Raw genomic sequence first — 16,299 nt, 5'->3', positions numbered from 1 at the left:
CCACGAGAAGGAGAAGGCCGAGAACAACCCCGAGGTGCTGGCCAAACGCCTGATCGACACCAAGGGGCCGGACGTCTACCTCTCCTTCCAGGTCGGCACGCGGGAGAGCAACAAGCACACGCTGCCCGACGTCCGGAAGTTCATCGAGACCTACGGCAAGGGCCCCGTCCACACCAACCTCAAGGTGATCGAGGGCGGCCGGCACGACGGGGCCACGTACGCCCCGAACCTCGGCGACGGCCCGCTCCAGTGGATCAGCGAGCAGATCGAGGGGCCGACGCCTTCCAGCTGATGCCTTCTAGCTGATGTCTTCCGGTTGACGACGGTCAGCGGGCGCCCGGGCCGAAGATGATCGTGTCGACGACCGCCTCCGCCATCGCCCGCTCGCCGCCCGCGTTCGGGTGGAAGGCCACGGCGGGGCGGCTCGGGCGGGGGTAGAGGCCCTCGACGAAACGCTCCTCGAACGGTTGGCACGCGTCGTGGTCGACGGTCGTGGCGTTGGTGTTGACGTAGAGGTCGCCCCGGTCGGTGGCCTGCTTGCGGAGCATGGCGTTGAGCCGGCGCAGCGTGCCGCGCAGATAGGGGATGTCGCCGTCGGCGATGCGCACCGACTTCCGGCAGCCCTCGATGTCGTCGCCGAGCAGCGCCGGGTAGCCGACGACGGCCACGCGCGCGTGCGGCGCGCGTTCGTGGACGGCCTTGAGGACGGCGGCGACCTTCGGCGCCGTCTCGTTGATGCGCTTGTCGAGCTCGTCGACGCCGTTCCGTGTGAAGTAGCGCTGGCAGGGGTTGTCGCGCGGGATGCTCTCCACGGGCCCCAGCGGGTGGATGCAGCGGCCGATGATGTCGCCGAACCCGATGTCGTTGCCGCCGATGCCGAGGGTGACCAGGGAGGTGTCCCGGCCGATGGCGTCCAGCTGCGGGTCGTTGCCGGTGGCGACCTGCCGGTTCCACATGTGGTCGGTCGTGGCGCCGCCGCAACTGGCGTCCGTGAAGCTCGTACGGTCCGCTATGCCGAGCTCCTCGCGGACGATCGAGGGGTAGTTGGCGTCGGAGCGGCCGCACCGGGCGTTCACCTGGCGGGGGATGGACGGGCCGGAGGTGAAGGAGTCGCCGAGGGCGACGTAGCGCGGGACGCGCGGGCGCGGTTCCGCCGCCGTGGCGGGAGTCGCGGCGGTGCCTGCCGCGACCGCCGCCGCGGCGCCCAGCGCTGTCAGGGCGAGACGAAGTCTGCTGCGGGCCATGGGAGCCTCCTACGGGCGTACGGGCCTGGGTGTACGACGGTGCGTACGGCTGGTGTGTACGGCTTGGGGGGCGGCGCCAGCCTCGGGGGTGGCGCACGGGGACGTCAATGGACCGGCCGGTCCGGCGGACACCTCTGACCGGATACCGGAGATCGCGCGTCCGGACCGGCGGGCTTGACTGGCGTGCCGCCGCCCTTTCGGCCGCGGCGCCTTCCGTCGCGGCGCCTTCCGTCACGACGCTTTCGTTACGACGCTTCCGTCACGACGCCTTTCGCCGGACCGGTGTGAGCAGCGTCAGGTGGGTGCCGGGCCGCAGGGACCGTCCGTGGCCCGCGGCGGGGCGGTGGCCGGGGGCGGCTCCGGCGGGGCGCCAGTGGTCGCCGCACCGCTTCGCCGCGTACATGGCCTCGTCGGCGGCGCGCAGCAGTTCCGAGAGCCCGGCGCCGGGGCGGTGGGCGGGGCGGCACAGCCCGATGGAGGCGCGCGGTGACAGCGTCACCCGGCCCGTGTCGAGCGGGGCCGAGAGCCGGGCGGCGAGACAGGTCATCTCCGCGTCCACGTCGGCCTCCGGGGCGAGGCGCACCAGCGCGGTGAACTCGTCGCCGCCCAGCCGCGCGGCGAAGCCGTCGTGCTCCCGGCACCAGAGCGCGAGCCGCCGTCCGACGGCCGCGATGACCTCGTCCCCGGCCTCGTGCCCATGGGTGTCGTTGATCTTCTTGAAGCCGTTGAGGTCGAGCAGCAGCACGGCCGTGTGCGGATGCCGGAAGGCACGGGTGGCGCGCGCGGTGAACTCCTCGCGGCGCATGAGGCCGGTGAGCCGGTCGGTACGCGCGGTGCGGAGCCGGCGGGAGAGGAGGAGCGCGTGGGCGGCCCACCCGGCGGTCGGGACGGCGACGGGCAGGGCCTGGAGTATGAGGTTCATCGTGCACCTTCCTGTGCGACGGGCTGATTTACGGGGTGGACTCGGCGCGTGCGACTCCCGCCCTGGCTGCGGCTGTTGAGAGAAAACGTGAGCACCGTGTCTCATGTGCTTCACGTGCTTCATGGGGCTTGTGTGTGGCACGTGTCCCACGAGTGCGTTGCGCCGCAAGGGAATTCAAGGGCGCCGGCCGAGCCGTCATGCAGGACGTCCCCGTTTCCGGCGGAGACCCGATGGGCTTCATCCCGTGAAGACGTCTGTCACTGTGTCGACTTATGGGCAATTCGGGGGAGATTCACGGCGACTTGACGAAACGGTTCGCCACATGGGGCGCATGGGACTTGAGGGGGTCGAGAGGGCGTGGATGCGACGCTTTTCGCAATGATGTGGGTTTAAGTCGGACTCGTCATGCTTGCGAGGGAATGCGGACAGACTGGGGGTTCGGTGGAGATTCGGTGGGCAATTCTGGCGGTGCGACGTCGAACAAGCGCCGAGGCGGTCGGCCAACCTCCCGGCAAGATCGAGTAGTTCCGTTCCTTCAGGAGGAATCGAAATGGCAAGCACCCGCACCGCCGCCCGCATCTTCGCCGCCCTCACGGCCCTGCCGATGGCGGCCTTCCTCTTCGCCGGCGTGGCCACGGCCGACGACGGCGGCCAGCTCGCCAACCGGGGTTCCAACGTCGCCGCCGCGGGCATCGTGGGCAGCGGCGTCGGGGGAAGCAATCACGGCAACAGCACCACGACCCTGGCGCAGGCCACCGGAAACGGGGCCACGAATCAGACCAACACCGCGAGCATCCTCAGTCCCGGACAGCACGGTCACAACTTCATCCAGCAGGAGAATGTGAGGATCACCTTCACGGAGCTGTGGCGCCACTGAGCGCCCGCCTGCCACCCGGGTGACACGGGTGATGTGACGAGGAAGTGGACTGGGTCGGTACGACACCGCGCGGCGGCACTCCGGTGCCGCCGCGCGGCGTTTCCGTATGCCTTGACAGTGGCGGGCAGCTGACGGACAGTCAGAAACTATGACCGTGGCCGACCTGTCCGCGCAGCTCACGGCGTACGAGGGGCGTTCCGCCGTCCTGGGAGGGCGGGGCAGGGACCCCGTCGACGCCGCGATGATCAGGCACTGGTGCGAGGCCATGGGCGTCCCGGGCCCGGACCCCGCCGTCCCCGGTGTCGGCCCTGGTGTCGCGGAGGCGCCGCCCGCCATGCTCCAGGTGTGGATCATGAGCGGGCTCTCCGGTGCCGTCGGCCGTACCGCTGCGTACGAGGAGCTCGTCGCCCTCCTCGACCGCGCCGGCTGCACCGCCGTCGTCGCGACCGACTGCGAGCAGGAGTACCTACGGCCACTGCGGACCGGCGACGAGATCACCTTCGACGCGGTGATCGAGTCGGTCTCACCCCGCAAGACCACAGCCCTCGGCACCGGCCACTTCATCACCACGCGCACCGAGATCCGCGCCAACGGCGAGCTCGCCGGAATCCATCGCTTCCGGGTGCTGCGCTACGCGCCGGCCCGCACCAGGACCGCTTCCCCCGCCGAACGCCCCCGCCCCGTGATCAACCGCGACAACGCCGGCTTCTGGGAGGGCGTCGCCGGGCACCGGTTGCTCATCCAGCGCTGCACAGCCTGCGGAAGACAGCGTTTTCCCTGGCTGCCGGGGTGTGGCGAGTGCGGATCCCCGCTGTGGGAAGCCGTCGAGGCCTCGGGGGAGGGCGTCGTCTTCTCGTACGTCGTCATGCACCACCCGCCCGTGCCGGGTTTCGAGGCCCCGTACGCCGTCGGTCTGATCGAACTCGCCGAAGGCGTACGGATGATCAGCAGCCTCGTGGGCGTCGCACCGGCGCGGATCCGGATCGGGATGCCGGTGGCGCTGGAGTTCGTCCGGGCCGGCGATCAGGAGCTGCCCGTCTTCCGGGCGTACGAGGAGGGCCTGTGAAGCCCGGTGACGAACTCCCCGTCCTCAGCGTCCCCGTCACCCGCACCCTGATCGTCGCCGGGGCCCTCGCGACCAGGGACTTCACGGACGTGCACCACGACCCCGAGGCGGCCCGGGCCAAGGGCGCGCCGGACGTCTTCATGAACATCCTCACCACCCAGGGCCTCGTCAGCCGCTTCCTCACCGAGCGGCTCGGTCCCGGCGCCCGGCTCCGGAAGCTGTCGATCCGGCTCGGGACGCCCAACTACCCCGGGGACACCCTTCATGTGACCGGAACGATCACTTCCGTAAGTGACGACGAACGCGCTGTCGAAATCGCCCTCATGGGCATCAACAGCCTCGGCCGTCACGTCACCGGTACGGCATCCATGACCCTGTCACCCCAGGAGGCCGGTTCATGACCGCCGCCGCGATCGTCGGCATCGGGGCCACCGCCTTCACCAAGGACTCCGGCCGCAGCGAACTCGCCCTGGCCGCCGAGGCCGTGCGGGCCGCCCTCGCGGACACGGGCCTCGCGCCCGGCGACGTCGACGGCATGGTGACCTTCACCATGGACACCAGCCCCGAGATCGCGGTCGCCCGCGCCACCGGCATCGGTGAGCTGGCCTTCTTCTCGCGGGTCCACTACGGCGGGGGTGCGGCCTGTGCCACCGTCCAGCAGGCGGCGCTCGCGGTGACGGCGGGGGTCGCCGACGTCGTCGTCTGCTACCGGGCCTTCAACGAGCGCTCCGGGCGGCGCTTCGGCGCCGGGGTGCGGGGGCGGGAGCCCTCCGCCGAGGGCGTGGCGCTGGGCTGGGGCCTGCCCTTCGGGCTGCTGACGCCCGCCTCCTGGGCGGCGATGCACGCCCGTCGTTATCTCCATATGTACGGCCTGACGACAGAGGTTTTCGGCCATGTCGCCGTCACCGACCGGCGTTACGCGGCCCGCAACCCCGCCGCGTACTTCCACGGCCGTCCCCTCACGCTCGCCGAGCACGCCGCCTCGCGCTGGATCGCCGAGCCGCTGCGGCTGCTGGACTGCTGCCAGGAGACCGACGGCGGCCAGGCGCTCGTCGTGACCTCCCTGGCGAGGGCCCGTACGCTCCGCCGGCCGCCCGTCGTCATCGCCGCCGCCGCGCAGGGCGCGGCGCGCGGCCAGGAGCAGATGACGGGCTTCTACGAGGGCGATCCGGGCGGGCTGCCGGAGACGGGCGTGGTGGCGCGCCGGCTGTGGCGGGACAGCGGGCTGGGCCCGGCGGACGTCGACGTGGCCGTCCTCTACGACCACTTCACGCCCTACGTCCTCATGCAGCTGGAGGAGTTCGGCTTCTGCGGGCCCGGTGAAGGGGGCGGTCTCGTGGCCTCCGGGACGCTGCCGATCAACACCCACGGAGGGCAGTTGGGGGAGGCGTACCTGCACGGCATGAACGGGATCGCGGAGGGCGTGCGCCAGGTGCGCGGCACGTCCGTGAACCAGGTGCCCGGTGCCGGACGGGTGCTCGTCACCGCCGGAAGCGGTGTTCCCACGTCGGGGCTCATTCTTGCGGCAGACGGATGAACCGAGGGCGTGTCACCGCCGGGGCGTCGCGTCCGGGCCCCTTGACTCGCGGTTATGCCACGACCGAGAAAGATCATCGGATATCTCGTCGCCCTGATGGCGGCGCTGGCCCAGGTGGCCGCCCAGGCCGTGCCGGTCACGGCCGCCCCGGGCGAACGGCCCTCCGTCTACCGGGGCCGGGGCTTCGACAGCTGCCAGGCACCGCCGCTGACCACCCTCAACGCCTGGGGGGCGGCCACGTCGTACGGGGCCGTCGGCGTCTACTACGCCGGTCGCGGCCGGGCCTGCCCCCACCAGCGCTACCTCAGCCACCGCTGGCTCACCGGCGCCCGCGACCTGGGCTGGCGGGTGCTGCCCGTGTACGTCGGCTCGCAGTCGCCCTGTGTGCGGGCGGCCTCCAAGCGGGGCAACCCCATCGGCTACTACCCCTGGGACCAGGGCGAGGAGGAGGGCCTGGACGCCGTGCGCAGCGCCGACGACCTGGGCATCGCGGCCGGCAGCCCGCTCTACCTGGACATGGAGGCGTACGACTACGGGGACGAGGAGTGCGGCGGCACCACCCTCGACTTCGTCCGCTCCTGGAGCGGCACGGTCGCCCGCCACGGCTACATCCCCGGTTTCTACAGCAGCGCCGAGTCCGGGGTGCGCCACATAGAGCTGGCCCGCCGGGACGGCTTGAGCGACCTGCCGGAGGTGGTGTGGTTCGCCCGCTGGAAGGTGCCGGCCTCGACGGACAGCGAGCGTGTGCTGTCGGCGGCCGCCTGGCAGCCGCACCGGCGGATCCACCAGTACGCCGGTAATGTCACGGAAACGCACGGTGGCCGGAAACTGACCATCGACCGCAACGCCATCGACGCCCCCGTGGCGATCATCCACTGACCGTCCGCCGTACCGCCCGCCTGATCGTCCGGCCGATTCTCCGGCCGATTCTCCGGCCGATGGTCCGGCCGATGGTCGGCTGATCGTCCGCCGACCGTCGCGTGATCGTCCGCCGAGGACTACGGAAGCATTTCGTCTCTCCCCCTCCAGGAGGTGGGGACAACCCCACGCATACGACCTGAGGGGGATCGGCCTTCGGCACCTCCGGCCGATCCGCCGGTGGTGCCCCCGCTCCTAGCGTTGAGGGCATGACAGTGACCTCGACGTCTGTGTGCACCAGCGCTTCCACCGCCGCCGTGTACCCGTCGTTCTCTTCGTACGTACGGGCCCGCGGGCAGGTGCTCCAGCGCACCGCCCGCTCGCTGACCTCGAACCCGTGCGACGCCGAGGATCTGCTTCAGACGGCCCTCACCAAGACCTACCTGGCCTGGGACCGCATCGAGGACCACCGGGCCCTCGACGGCTACGTCCGGCGGGCGCTGGTGAACACCCGCACCTCCCAGTGGCGCAAGCGCAGGGTCGACGAGTTCCCCTGCGAGGAGCTCCCCGAGCGCGAGTCGGCGCCCGTCGCCGACCCCGCCGAGCAGCAGGCCCTGCGCGACGCGATGTGGCGCGCGGTGCACCGGCTGCCCGACCGCCAGCGGGCCATGGTCGTCCTCAGGTATTACGAGGACATGACCGAGGTGCAGACCGCCGAGCTGCTCGGGGTGTCCGTCGGCACGGTCAAGAGCGCGGTCTCCCGCGCGCTGGGCAAGCTCCGCGAGGACCCGGAGCTGTCGCGGGCGGCGTGACGGCGCACGACAGCTTCCGGGCTCCCGGGCCGGTCAGCCGAGCGTCGTGACGATCAGCTCGCCGTCCGCGTACTGCTTGCGCAGCACCTTCTTGTCGAACTTCCCCACCGACGTCTTCGGCACCGACTGGAGCAGCGCCCAGCGCTCGGGCAGCTGCCAGCGGGCGACGCGCTCGCCGAGGAAGGCGCGCAGCCCCTCGTAGTCGACGGCCGCGCCGTCCCGCAGGACGACGGCGGCCAGCGGCCGCTCGCCCCACTTCTCGTCGGGGACGGCCACGACGGCCGCCTCCGCGATCTCGGGGTGGGCCATCAGATGGTTCTCCAGCTCGACCGAGGAGATCCACTCGCCGCCCGACTTGATCACGTCCTTGGCCCGGTCGGTGAGGTTGAGGAAGCCGTCCGGGGTGATCGTGCCGACGTCGCCCGTGCGCAGCCAGCCGTCGGGGCTGAACTTGTCCTCGGGACGGTACGGTTCGCCGTCCGCGCCGCCGTGGTAGGCGCCCGCGATCCACGGGCCGCGCACCTCCAGCTCACCGGCCGACTCGCCGTCCCACGGCAGCTCCTCGCCGCCGGGGCCGATCAGCCGGGCCTCGACCGACGCGGGCATCCGGCCCTGGGTGACGCGGTACGGCCACGCCGCCTCGGCGTCCAGCCCGGCGGGCGGGAAGGCGACGGAGCCCAGCGGCGACGTCTCCGTCATGCCCCACGCCTGGACGAGCGTCAGCCCGTGCCGCTCCTCGAACGCCTTCATCAGCGCGGGCGGGCAGGCGCTGCCGCCGCTGATCACGGTGCGCAGGGAGGACATGTCGCGGGGGCGGGCGTCGAGTTCGCCCAGCAGGCCCTGCCAGATCGTCGGGACGCCGGCCGACACGGTCGGGCGCTCCTTCTCGATCATCTCGGCGAGCGGCGCGGGCTGGAGGAAGCGGTCGGGCATCAGCAGCGAGGTGCCGGCCATGAACGCGGCGTGCGGCAGGCCCCAGGCGTTGACGTGGAACATCGGCACGACGGGGAGGCAGGTCTCGGCCGGGGTCAGCCCGAAGGAGGCGGCGGCGTTGACCTCCATGGCGTGGAGGTAGACCGAACGGTGGCTGTACACCACGCCCTTGGGCTCGCCGGTGGTGCCGGAGGTGTAGCAGAGGGCGGCGGCCTGGCGCTCGTCGATCTCGGGCCAGGGGTAGTGGTCGCCGGGCTGCCCGGCGATCAGCTCCTCGTAGAGGTGGACGCGGGGCTTCACGCCCTCCAGGACGGAGCGGTCGCCGGGGCCGGAGACGATCACGTGCTCGACGCTGTCGAGGTGCGGGAGGAGGGGCGCGAGCAGCGGCAGCAGGGAGCCGTTGACGATCACGACGCGGTCGGCGGCGTGCCGCACGATCCAGACGAGCTGCTCGGGGGGAAGCCGCAGGTTGAGGGTGTGGAGGACGGCGCCCATGGAGGGGATCGCGAGGTACGCCTCGACGTGGTCGCCGTTGTTCCACATCAGCGTTCCGACGGGCTCCCCCTCGGCGACGCCGAGCGCGCGCAGCGCGTGCGCGAGCCGGGTGGCGCGCGTCCCGATCTCGGCGAAGGTGCGCCGCTCGGGCTCGCCTTCTCCCGTCCACGTCGTGACGCGGGCGCTGCCGTGGATCCTCGCCCCATGGGCCAGGATCCGAGTAACGGTCAGCGGTACGTCCTGCATCGTGCTCTGCACCGGGAGCCTCCCCATTCTGCGCGCGCGTCGTTACGCGAGGGTCGTTCCCGGCGATTCTGCTGGCGTATCCGCCGGTAAGTCACTACCCGGAGGAAACGAGTCCGCCACACTCGGGGGCCGGGCGGCTCACGCCCCTCCCTCCCACCCCTACTTCTTCCGCGCGACCAGCGCTCCGCCGACCCAGCCCGCCGCGACCCACGCGGCCGCGATGGCGCAGACGCCCGGCCAGCCCCAGTGGTCGTGGGCCGGGCCCGCGAGGGCGGAGGCGGTGGCGCCGCCGATGAAGGCGGCGACGACGTAGGTGGTGTTGGCGGCGGCCGGCGTGGACGTCGCGCCCAGGGCGCGGGTCTGGTTGGCGACCTGGCCCGCCATGAGGCCCGCGTGGATGAGGACCGCGCCCGCGCACAGCGCCCACAGGGCGTGCCCGCCGAGCAGGAAGAGCGGCACGGAGACGGCCGTCAGCGCGTAGGCGAACGTGACGACGCGCGGGGCGCCGAAGCGGTCGACGAGCGAGCCGGAGACCGGGCCGGCGACGGTGGAGACGAGCCCGAAGAGGCCGAACAGCCCGGCCGCGCCCAGGGAGAGGCCGTAGGGGCCGTCCGCGTCGGTGAGCAGCAGCGTCAGCGTCGTCCACAGCGCGCTCCACGCGCCGAACAGGCCGCCCTGGCGCAGGCACGCGGCCCGCAGCCCCGCGGAGGAGGCGAACAGGCCCGGCAGCCCGGCGATGGCCTTGAAGGGGTTGGCCGCCGTGCGCGGCCGGGTCTCGGCGGGGAGCAGGACGGCGGTCAGCAGGCCGACGAGCACGGTCAGCCCCGCCGCGCCGAAGAACACCGCGCGCCAGCCGAACGCCTGCCCGGCGAGCCCGCCGAGCACCCGTGCCGCGACGATGCCGGTGAACAGCCCGGCCACGACCGTCGCCACGTGCCGCGCGCGCCGCTCGGCGGGCGCGCGCTCGGCGACGAGCGGGACGAGCAGCTGCGGTACGACCGTGGCGGCGCAGGCCACCAGGACGGCCGCGGCCAGCGCCGGGAGCCCCGGGGCCAGCCCGGCGGCGATCAGCGCGACGCCGGCCACGGCCGAGAGGACGCCGACGAGCCGGCGGCGGTCGGCCGTGTCGCCGAGCGGAGCGAAGAACAGCAGGCCGACGGCGTAGCCGAGCTGGGCCACGGAGGCGATCCAGCCGGCCCCGGAGGGGGAGGCGCCGAAGTCCCGGGCGATGAGGCCGAGGAGCGGGGCGGCGAGGTAGATGTTCGCCGCCGTGACCGCCGTGCAGAGCGCGATGACGGCGAGCAGCGGCCCGCCGCCGGAGGGCCCGCTGCCGGAGGGGCGGGCTCCGGCGGCGGTCGGGCGTATGCCGGGCGGGGTGTCGAGCGGGGTGTCGGTGGTGGGTGACTTCGGCGACTGGGTGGCGGTCATCGGTGCGGTTGCTCCCCCGGGTGTTGGTAACCAACTGGTTGGTTGAGGTGCGGGACGCACTGTCTCAAGCGCCTCGCGATGCTGTCAACCAAATAGTTGGTTACTCTGTTCCCCATGGCAGGAGTCAGGGATCCCGAGGCCACCAAGGCCCGCATCTTCGAGGCGGCCACCGCCGAGTTCGCCGCTCACGGCATCGCCGGTGCCCGCATCGACCGCATCGCCCGCGAGGCGCGGGCGAACAAGCAGCTGATCTACGCCTACTTCGGCAACAAGGCCGAGCTCTTCTCCCAGGTGCTGGAGCGGCGGCTGATCGAGCTCGCCGCCGCCAACCCCGTCGACACCGAGGACCTCGACGGCTGGATCGACCGTCAGATGGCGTACCACGCCGCCCACCCCGAGCTGGTCCGGCTCGTCTTCTGGGAGGGCCTGGAGTACGGCGCCGGCGGCATCCCGCACGAGAAGGAACGCGCCGACCACTACAACCGCAAGGCCGCCGCCTTCGTGGAGGCCCAGGCCAGGGGCGAGATCGACGCGACGATCCCGGCGGCCGACCTGTTCTTCATGCTGATCGCGCTCGTCTCGTGGCCGACCGTGCAGCCGCAGATGCGGCGCATCCTCATCGGCGACACGGACGACGACCTGGAGCGGCTGCGCGCGTCCGTCCGCACGGCCGCGCGCCGCCTCATCGGGCGGGAGGCGCCGCCGGCCGCCGCGGGCTGAGCGCTTCGCCGGAAGCGCCGGTCATGTCGACCGCGGGCCGTCCGTGGCTGGTCCGTCCGGCTAGTTCGTGCCGATCTTCGCCAGCAGGTCCACGATCCGGCCCTGCACCTCCGCGCTCGTCGAGCGCTCGGCGAGGAAGAGGACCGTCTCGCCGGAGGCGAGGCGCGGCAGCTGCGCCGGGTCGATGTCCGCCGAGGTGTAGACGACCAGCGGCGTGCGGTTGAGCGCGCCGTTGCCGCGCAGCCAGTCGACGATGCCGGCGCGGCGGCGCCGCACCTGCATCAGGTCCATCACGACCAGGTTCGGCCGGGTCTGCGCGGCGAGCGTCACCGCCTCCGAGTCCGTCGCCCCGCACACCACGTGCATGCCGCGCCGCTCCAGCGTCGCGGTCAGCGCGTTCGCGATGGGCTCGTGCTCCTCGATCAGCAGCACGCGCGGCGGGTGCATCTCGCTGTCGCGCGGCGCGAGCGCCTTGAGCAGCACGGCCGGGTCGGCCCCGTAGGCGGCCTCCCGCGTCGCGTGCCCCAGCCCCGCCGTGACCAGCACCGGTACCTCGGCCGCGACCGCGGCCTCGCGCAGCGACTGCAGCGCGGTACGGGTGATCGGGCCCGTCAGCGGGTCCACGAACAGCGCGGCCGGGTACGCGCTTATCTGCGCGTCCACCTCCTCGCGCGAGTGGACGATCACCGGGCGGTAGCCGCGCTCGGTCAGCGCCGCCTCCGTGGACTCGTCCGGGGCGGGCCACACCAGCAGCCGGCGCGGATTGTCCAGCGGCTCCGGCGGCAGCTCGTCGTCCATCGGCGGCCGCACGGTCTCGACGACCTCGACCGCGCCGTTGGGACCGTCGAGCGGCTCGGGTCCCTCGGCGCCCTCGTCCGGCGCCCCTATGGCGAACGCGCGCCCTTCCGGGAGCCCGAGCGACTGCGGACGGGCCGCGCCCTTGGGGGCGGGGGCGGGTGCGGGGGCTTGCACCTGGGCTTGTGCCTGGGCCTGGGCCTCCCGCTCGCCCTCGGCGGGGTTCGCCAGCTTGCGGCGACGGCCGGAACCGGCGGAGGGCGTCCCGGCGGCCGGGGTGTCCCCCGCGCCCGGGCCCTGCCCCAGCGTCCGCACGCTGATCGGCCGCGCCCCGCCCGGCTCGCGCCCGGCCGCGCCGTGCTCCTCCGCGAGCGCCCGTCGCGCCCGGCGACGCCCGGTGGGCGCGGGGGCCTCGGCGGCGGCGTCGAAGGCGTACGGCCCAGCGGGGGCCTCGCCGCCCTGCGCGGCGCGCGGCGCGCCCGCGAGGGCGAACGGGCCGGTGTCGCCTTGCGCGCCGCCGGGTGCGGCGCCCTGGCCGGCCGGGTCCGCGCCGGGTCCGGCGGGGGTGCCGCCATTACCGGGAACCGGCTCGCCCGCCGCCTGGCCGGTACGGGGGCCGCCGTTCGGCCCGTCGGGGCCGGGGGCGCCGCCGGGTACGGCCTCGCGGCCGGGGGCCCCGGGCACGCCGTCCTGCGGGGCGCCGCCGGGCGCACCCGTCGGCTGACCGGGCCGGACGTCGTGGCCGTACGGCCCGGCTGCGGCGGGGGCGCCGCCTCGGCTTTCGGGGTAGCCCGGCCCGGCCTGTCGGCCGGCGGACTCGGGACCACCGTGCCGTGCGGCACCGCCGGGGATGCCGGGACCGGCCTGCGGTCCGGCTGCGGCGGGCGCGCCGGGGGTGCCGTGCGGTGTGGCGTTGTTGGGCGCGCCGCTCTGGCCGTTGGGGTAACCAGGCAGGGCCTGTGCGCGGGGGGCGTCGCCGGGGGCGCCGTGCGGCGTGGCGTCGCTGGGCGTGCCGCCTTGGCCGTTGGGGTAACCGGGCACGGCCTGCGCGCCGGGGACGCCGGGCGCGTCGCCGTGTGGGCCGGGCGCGCCGCCCTGGCCGTCCGGGTAACCAGGCGTGGCCTGCGCGCGGGGGGTGCCTGGGGCGCCGCCGTGCGGGCCGGGCGTGCCGCCTTGGCCGTTGGGGTAACTGGGCATGGCCTGCGCGCCGGGGACGCCGGGGACGCCGGGTGCGACGCCGTGCGGGCCGGGGGTGCCGCCGTGCGGCATGGCGTCGTTCGGCGTGCCGACCTGGCCGCCGGGACCGGCCTGCGGGCCGGGTGCGGTGGGTGCGCCGGGGGCGCTGTGCCGTGCGGCGTTGTTGGGCGCGCCGCCTTGGCCGTCGGGGAAACCAGGCATGGCCTGCGGGTGGGCGGCGCCGGGGGCGCTGTGCCGCGCGTCGCCCTGACGGGCGCTGTCGGGCGTGCCGCCCTGGGCGTCGGTGAGGCCGGGCGCGGCCTGCACGCCGTGGCTGCCGGTCCCGCCGTCGGGGAACTGTGCGCTCGCCGCTCCCGGGCCGCCGTGACCTGCGGGGTCGTTCGGCATGCCGCTCTGGCCGCCGGGGAAGCCGGGGATGCCGTGCCGTCCGGCGTTGTTCGGCGAGCCGGTCTGCCCGTTGGCGAAGCCGGGTGCGGCGGGTGTGCCCGTTGCCTCCGGGCCGCTGTGGCGTGCGGGGCTGTCGGGCGTGTCGCCTTGGACGTCGGGGTACCCGGGCACGCCGTGCGGGCCGGGGCCGCCGGGCCGTCCGGTGTCGTTCGGCGGGCCGCTCTGCCCCTTGGCGAAGCCGGGTGCGGCGGGCGGGCGTGCGGGGCTGTCCGGCGCGTCGCCCTGGACGTTCGGGTAGCCGGGGGTGCCGGGGCCTGCGGGCTGCGCGGCGTTCCTGCGGGTGCCGGTCGGGGCGGTGCCCCGGCCGTCGGGGAACCCGGCCACGGCCTGTGCGCCGGCCGCCGCCCCGGCCTGGCCGTTCGGGAACCCGGGGCCGTCCGGTCGCGCGGTCTCCGGTGCGCCGACCGGGCCGCCGGGGAAACCGGGCACGGCCTGCGGGTCGACGACGGCGGGAGCGCCGGGGCCCCCGTGGCGGCGGGCGCCCGGGACGTCCGGGGCGTCGGCGTCGTGGCCGTACGGCTCCGCGCCCTCGCCGCGGGCGAAGCCCCCCGGGACGTCCTCCGGGGCCTGGGCCGGGGTCGGCGGCTTGCGGTCGGCGTCGGCCGGGGGGAGGGCGAAGGCCGGGCGGGGGACGGGGGGTTCGGCGGTGGTCTGGACGGGGACGCGGCCCTCCGGCGTCGCCTCCGCGACGGCGCGGCGGGCGCGGCGGCCCGTGGGCGCGGCGGCCGGGGCGCGGTCGGCGTCCGCCGGCGGCAGCGCGAAGGCCGCGCGCGGCGCCTCGCCCGCGTCGCGGCGTGCCCGGCGGCCCGTTGGCGTGCCCGTCGCCTGCGGCGGGACGAGCCCGGCACCGGCGGGCGCGCCCGCCGGCTCCTCCTCGGCCCGCGCCGGACCCCGGCGGCGCCCGGTCGGCGGGGGCGCGGACCCCTCGCTCTCGGTCCCGGTCTTCGCCGGTTCCGCCGGTTCCGCCGGCTCCGCGTCGGGGCGGCGCGCGCGCCTTCCGGTGCCGGCCGGCTCGTCTCCGTCCCCGGACGAGGAAGCAGGCGCGGAAGAAGGCGAGGACGAAGGCGAGGAAGAGGGCGAAGGCGTCGGCGCCGCGTCCGGGCTCGTGCCCCGGCCCCGCTGCGTCGGCATCGGCATGACCGTCGTCAGATTCTCCGTGTCCGGCCCGCGCCGCTCCGCGCCCGGCGGGACCGGGCCCGCGTCGGCCGCGACCGGCACCTCCAGGACGTACGCCTTGCCGCCCGACGAACCCGGCACGTCGTGCGTCTGCAGCACTCCGCCGTGGCGCCGGACGATGCCCCGCACCAGGGGACCGTGCACCGGGTCGCCGCCGGGGAAGGGGCCGCGCACCTCGATGCGGACGACCTCCCCGCGCTGTGCCGCCGCGACGACGATCGTCGAGTCGCCGGAGCCCGCGCCCGGGCCGGAGAGCGGGGCCGTCGTGGCGCCCGTGGAGTCGACGCCCGCGACGTCCGCGATCAGATGCGCCAGCGCCTGCGCGAACCGCGCCGCGTCCACCTCGGCCTCGATGGCCGGCGCGTGCACGGCGAACTGGGCGCGCCCCGGGCCGATCAGCTCGACCGCGCCCTCGACGCCCGCCGCGACGACCTCGTCGAGGGCGACCTTCTCCCGGACGAGCCTGTCCGTTCCCGAATCGAGCCGCTGATAGGCGAGGACGTTGTCGACGAGCGTCCGCATCCGGGCGTAGCCGGCGGCGAGATGGTGGAGGATCTGGTTGGCCTCGGGCCACAGCTGGCCCGCCGGGTCGTCGGCCAGGGTGCCGAGTTCGGCGCGGAGGTGGTCGAGCGGGCCGCGCAGCGAGCCGTCGACCAGGTTCAGCAACTGTGCGTGGCGCGCGGCCAGCGCGTCGTAGGGGCGGCGGTCGGTGAAGGTCATCACCGCGCCCACGAGTTGGTCGCCGTCGCGCACCGGCGCGGTCGTGAGGTCGACGGGCACCGGGCGGCCGTCCTTGGCCCACAGCACCTGCCCGCGCACCCGGTGCTTGCGCCCGGAGCGCAGGGTGTCGGCGATGGGCGACTCCTCATAAGGGAAGGGTGTGCCGTCCCCGCGCGAGTGGTGGATGAGGGGGTGGAGCTCGCGGCCGCCGAGGTCGCTCGCGCGGTAGCCGAGGATCTGCGCGGCGGAGGGGTTGACGAGGACGACCTTGCCGGCGGTGTCGACGCCGACCACGCCCTCCGACGCCGCGCGCAGGATCATCTCGGTCTGGCGCTGCGAACGGGCCAGTTCGGCCTCGGTGTCCATGGTGCCGGTCAGATCGCGGACGACCAGCATGAGGAGCTCGTCCTCATAGGAAGCGGAAGCGCTCGGCTCGGCGTAGGGGGTGCGGCCGTCGAGGTTGGCGCTGGTCACTTCGACGGGGAACTGGGTGCCGTCGGTGCGCCGGGCGATCATGCGGGTGGGCCGGGTGCGGCCGCCGTCCGGTTCGTCCCGGGGGGCCCGCAGGCCGCCGGGGATGCGCCGGGAGTCGAACTCCGGGAGCAGGTCGAGCAGACCGCGCCCGACGAGCCCGGTGCCGGGCACCTGGAAGGTCTCCAGCGCGATGTGGTTGGCGTTGACGACCGTGCCGTTGCAGTTGACGAGCAGCAGCGCGTCGGGGAGGGCGTCGAGTATGGCTGCGAGGCGAGCAGCGCCTCGGGATGGCCTGCTGCTCACGACGACGCTTCCTCCCTGGTTACCGCACCTTGCCGACCGCTCCGGGCGG

General features: G+C 74.4%; 12 protein-coding genes and 1 pseudogene. 8 read left to right on the top strand and 5 right to left on the bottom strand.

The window, feature by feature from the left end; all coding sequences use genetic code 11:
* Nucleotides 1-292: pseudogene (locus tag IE096_RS27460) on the top strand (hypothetical protein); the annotation flags it as partial.
* A 34-nt stretch (nucleotides 293-326) separates the two neighbouring features.
* On the opposite strand, the gene IE096_RS27455 reads toward IE096_RS27460, so the two are convergent.
* A complete protein-coding gene (locus tag IE096_RS27455; RefSeq protein WP_189456157.1) occupies nucleotides 327-1,244 on the bottom strand; it encodes an SGNH/GDSL hydrolase family protein in 918 nt (305 codons plus the stop codon).
* A 259-nt stretch (nucleotides 1,245-1,503) separates the two neighbouring features.
* A complete protein-coding gene (locus IE096_RS27450; RefSeq protein ID WP_189456155.1) occupies nucleotides 1,504-2,166 on the bottom strand; it encodes a GGDEF domain-containing protein in 663 nt (220 codons plus the stop codon).
* A gap of 550 nt (nucleotides 2,167-2,716) precedes the next feature.
* Here IE096_RS27450 and IE096_RS27445 point away from each other — a divergent pair.
* The 6 genes from IE096_RS27445 (at nucleotide 2,717) to IE096_RS27420 (ending at nucleotide 7,316) form a co-directional block, all read left to right on the top strand.
* Nucleotides 2,717-3,043, top strand: coding sequence for a hypothetical protein (locus tag IE096_RS27445; RefSeq protein WP_126915128.1), 327 nt, complete (start codon nucleotides 2,717-2,719; stop codon nucleotides 3,041-3,043).
* Between the two features lie 148 nt (nucleotides 3,044-3,191).
* A complete protein-coding gene (locus IE096_RS27440) occupies nucleotides 3,192-4,109 on the top strand; it encodes a bifunctional MaoC family dehydratase N-terminal/OB-fold nucleic acid binding domain-containing protein (RefSeq protein WP_189456152.1) in 918 nt (305 codons plus the stop codon).
* Nucleotides 4,106-4,510, top strand: coding sequence for a MaoC family dehydratase (locus IE096_RS27435; RefSeq protein WP_189456150.1), 405 nt, complete (start codon nucleotides 4,106-4,108; stop codon nucleotides 4,508-4,510). Before IE096_RS27440 ends, IE096_RS27435 begins: the two co-directional genes overlap by 4 nt.
* Nucleotides 4,507-5,646, top strand: a complete 1,140-nt coding sequence (locus IE096_RS27430; RefSeq protein ID WP_189456148.1) for a lipid-transfer protein — start codon at nucleotides 4,507-4,509, stop codon at nucleotides 5,644-5,646. Before IE096_RS27435 ends, IE096_RS27430 begins: the two co-directional genes overlap by 4 nt.
* A 54-nt stretch (nucleotides 5,647-5,700) precedes the next feature.
* Nucleotides 5,701-6,525: a DUF1906 domain-containing protein gene (locus tag IE096_RS27425; RefSeq protein ID WP_189456146.1), complete on the top strand. Its 825-nt coding sequence runs from the start codon at nucleotides 5,701-5,703 to the stop codon at nucleotides 6,523-6,525.
* Between the two features lie 248 nt (nucleotides 6,526-6,773).
* Entirely contained in the window at nucleotides 6,774-7,316 is a 543-nt protein-coding gene (locus tag IE096_RS27420) for a SigE family RNA polymerase sigma factor (protein WP_189456144.1), read from the top strand.
* 33 nt (nucleotides 7,317-7,349) lie between these two features.
* On the opposite strand, the gene IE096_RS27415 is transcribed toward IE096_RS27420, so the two are convergent.
* A complete protein-coding gene (locus IE096_RS27415) occupies nucleotides 7,350-9,002 on the bottom strand; it encodes a long-chain fatty acid--CoA ligase (protein WP_189456142.1) in 1,653 nt (550 codons plus the stop codon).
* Nucleotides 9,003-9,149: 147 nt separating this feature from the next.
* Entirely contained in the window at nucleotides 9,150-10,418 is a 1,269-nt protein-coding gene (locus tag IE096_RS27410; protein ID WP_189456140.1) for an MFS transporter, read from the bottom strand.
* A 114-nt stretch (nucleotides 10,419-10,532) separates the two neighbouring features.
* Between IE096_RS27410 and IE096_RS27405 the strand changes: the two genes are divergently transcribed.
* Complete coding sequence (locus IE096_RS27405) at nucleotides 10,533-11,138, top strand: TetR/AcrR family transcriptional regulator (protein ID WP_189456138.1); 606 nt, start codon at nucleotides 10,533-10,535, stop codon at nucleotides 11,136-11,138.
* Between the two features lie 60 nt (nucleotides 11,139-11,198).
* Here the strand turns inward: IE096_RS27405 and IE096_RS27400 are convergent, their stop codons facing one another.
* Nucleotides 11,199-16,250, bottom strand: coding sequence for a response regulator (locus IE096_RS27400; protein ID WP_189456137.1), 5,052 nt, complete (start codon nucleotides 16,248-16,250; stop codon nucleotides 11,199-11,201).
* Between the last annotated feature and the right edge of the window lie 49 nt (nucleotides 16,251-16,299).

The organism is Streptomyces abikoensis (genome assembly GCF_014648775.1).
Lineage (GTDB): Bacteria > Actinomycetota > Actinomycetes > Streptomycetales > Streptomycetaceae > Streptomyces > Streptomyces abikoensis.
This window is presented reverse-complemented; position numbering and strand designations above follow the sequence as displayed.

What these genes read in the sequence shown, in the direction of transcription:
- IE096_RS27440 (WP_189456152.1), top strand. Translation starts at nt 3,192, where the DNA reads ATGACCGTGGCCGACCTGTCCGCGCAGCTCACGGCGTACGAGGGGCGT.
- IE096_RS27425 (WP_189456146.1), top strand. Translation starts at nt 5,701, where the DNA reads ATGCCACGACCGAGAAAGATCATCGGATATCTCGTCGCCCTGATGGCG.
- IE096_RS27455 (WP_189456157.1), bottom strand. Translation starts at nt 1,244, where the DNA reads ATGGCCCGCAGCAGACTTCGTCTCGCCCTGACAGCGCTGGGCGCCGCG.
- IE096_RS27405 (WP_189456138.1), top strand. Translation starts at nt 10,533, where the DNA reads ATGGCAGGAGTCAGGGATCCCGAGGCCACCAAGGCCCGCATCTTCGAG.
- IE096_RS27420 (WP_189456144.1), top strand. Translation starts at nt 6,774, where the DNA reads ATGACAGTGACCTCGACGTCTGTGTGCACCAGCGCTTCCACCGCCGCC.
- IE096_RS27445 (WP_126915128.1), top strand. Translation starts at nt 2,717, where the DNA reads ATGGCAAGCACCCGCACCGCCGCCCGCATCTTCGCCGCCCTCACGGCC.
- IE096_RS27450 (WP_189456155.1), bottom strand. Translation starts at nt 2,166, where the DNA reads ATGAACCTCATACTCCAGGCCCTGCCCGTCGCCGTCCCGACCGCCGGG.
- IE096_RS27410 (WP_189456140.1), bottom strand. Translation starts at nt 10,418, where the DNA reads ATGACCGCCACCCAGTCGCCGAAGTCACCCACCACCGACACCCCGCTC.
- IE096_RS27430 (WP_189456148.1), top strand. Translation starts at nt 4,507, where the DNA reads ATGACCGCCGCCGCGATCGTCGGCATCGGGGCCACCGCCTTCACCAAG.